Below are 2,641 nucleotides of genomic sequence, written 5' to 3' on the forward strand. Positions count from 1 at the left end.
ACCTTCACTTATATTCGTAAGGGCGGTTTTGAGCACCGTGACCAAATGGGCAATGTGAAGGCGATTCGTGCCGGCGATGTGCAGTGGATGAGTACCGGGTTCGGGGTAGTGCACTCTGAAATGCCGCTGGCCGATGCGGTTGATGGTCTGCATGGATTCCAAATTTGGGTCAACATGCCCGCCAAAGACAAATTGCGTCCTGCTAAGTATCAAGATACTGCGGGTAGCGTGAGCGTTGAAGCGGCCAATGACACGGGCGCTAGCTTAAAGGCCTTAGCGGGTGATTGGGGCTTTAAAGATCAACCACTGATTAGTGCGGCTATCCAAGGATTGGCTGGTGAGGCGGCGATTGCCGACTTGATGATAAACGCGAATGGTGAAGCGCAGCTCGATTTATCCAAACATGAGTTTGTCGCCTTGTACTTGTACCAAGGTGACTTAAGCAAGGGTGAAGATTCACAGTGGTCATATCATCAGGGCGAGTTTTTAGTGCTCGATAGCCAAAGTGTGCTTAAGCTTAAAGCCGATGAGCGCGGCGCAGGGATGTTACTGTTTGCGGGTAAACCTATCCGTGAAAAAATCGTCCAGATGGGTCCCTTTGTGATGAACACCCAAGCGGAAATTCAGCAGGCGATTCGCGATTATCAAGAAGGGCGTTTCGGCCAAATCGCGTAATTTGTTAAATCAGCCGCGCTGAGCGAATTCTAAACCCAAACCTCAATCTAAGTTAGCCCTAAGCCCTGTATTCCTACAGGGCTTTTTTGTAGTTGTTTACGCCTGCTATGTCTATTGCTTAAGGACTTGAGGTAAAAGCTGCGCTTTGTTGCTACAATAGCCGTGCTTTTGGGTTGAGCGAGCATAGCGCTTTATTCTTAACTCAAGCTAGCCAGAATCTTGATAGACCAGTTAAATCGATAAGTAACGCAATTTCAGTAACCTAGCAGCCGCTTCGTTACCCACCACAGGATATTCACCTTGAGCAACTCTGATACTAAGCCTAATCCATCAATGGCTTTTTCGACTCTTAAGCTAAAACCCGAACTGCTTGAGAACCTTTCTTCTATGGGCTACAACGAGATGACGCCAATTCAGGCGCAAAGTTTGCCACCCATTTTAGCGGGGCAGGATGTGATAGGTCAGGGTAAAACTGGCTCGGGTAAAACGGCCGCCTTCGGCTTAGGATTACTGAACAAGTTAGACGTTAAACGCTTTCGCATTCAAACCTTAGTGTTATGCCCAACCCGCGAGTTGGCCGACCAAGTGGCGCAGGAAATCCGTACCCTTGCCCGTGGTATTCATAACGTTAAAGTACTGACACTTTGCGGCGGCGTGCCTATGGGGCCACAGGTTGGCTCGCTGGAACACGGCGCGCACATTATTGTGGGTACGCCGGGTCGTATCGTCGATCACTTAGATCGCAATCGCTTAGATTTAAGCAATCTCAACATGTTAGTGCTCGATGAAGCTGATCGCATGTTAGAAATGGGCTTCCAACCCGCCCTCGATGCGATTATCGAACAAGCCCCACGTGAGCGTCAGACGCTGCTATTCAGCGCGACGTTCCCGGAGCAAATTCAATCGATTGCTAAGCAAATCATGTATGACCCAAGCATGGTTAAAGTTGAAGGTAATCACGACAGCTTAAGCATCGCCCAACATTTTTATCATTTAGACGATGACAAGGCGCGTATGCAAGCGCTGCAATTATTGTTGTTAGAACATAAGCCTGAAAGCGCAGTGGTGTTTTGTAACACTAAACGCGAAACCCAAAAAGTGGCCGATGAGCTTGAAGGTTTAGGCTTTAGCGTATTGGCTTTGCACGGTGATTTAGAGCAAAGAGACAGGGACGAAACCCTGCTGCAATTTGCTAATAAGAGTGCCTGTGTCTTAGTGGCGACCGACGTTGCCGCCCGTGGTTTAGATATCGATGCGCTGGATGCCGTGTTTAACTATCACGTTGCCTACGACACTGAAGTCCACATTCACCGCATCGGTCGTACTGGCCGTGCGGGCAGTAAAGGCGCCGCTTATACCTTCTATAACGACCAAGACGGTTACAAGATTGCCTTGTTAGAAGAGTATTTAGAGCGCGAAATTACCAGCGAATCACTGCCATCTGAAAGCTTGCTTGGCAACACGCCTGCAGCGCCAACCATGATCACTTTACAGATCGATGGCGGTAAGAAGGAGAAACTGCGTCCAGGGGATATCTTAGGCGCGCTGACGGGCGAAAACGGTATCGAAGGCTCACAGGTGGGTAAAATCCAAGTGACCGATTACCGCGCCTATGTGGCCGTTAATCGTAAGGTTGCCAAGAAAGCGCTGAACAAAATTACTGGCGGCCGCATTAAAGGTAAATCTTACCGCGCTTGGCCAATGAAGTAAGCTTGGCTTAGCTTGAGTTGAATCGTACCTCGATTTAATTCACTTCACCTTTAAAGGGAATAAACTCAGGTTTATTCCCTTTTTTGTTGGGTGATTAATGCCGTGACTGAGTCTTTTTGTTTTGCAAATATTAATTCTGGCGGGGAGTTAAGTAACATTTTGTATTTGTCTGCTTAATTGATATGCCCCTCAGCTTGCCTGTGGTAGAAGTGATTCTGAGTAAAAAATAAATGAGCAGATTAACGGCTTTGTCAGG

General features: G+C 48.0%; 2 protein-coding genes. Both read left to right on the forward strand.

All coding sequences use genetic code 11. From position 1 onward, the window contains the following. A partial coding sequence (locus tag FW758_RS24245; RefSeq protein ID WP_446446793.1) for a pirin family protein occupies nt 1–675 on the forward strand: 675 nt, incomplete at its 5' end. Between the two features lie 333 nt (nt 676–1,008). Then, the gene (gene dbpA / locus FW758_RS24250) at nt 1,009–2,385 is read left to right on the forward strand and encodes an ATP-dependent RNA helicase DbpA (protein ID WP_011847678.1); all 1,377 of its coding nucleotides are present in this window, start codon (nt 1,009–1,011) and stop codon (nt 2,383–2,385) included. Nucleotides 2,386–2,641: the final 256 nt, after the last annotated feature.

It is taken from the genome of Shewanella sp. 1180_01 (assembly GCF_052850535.1).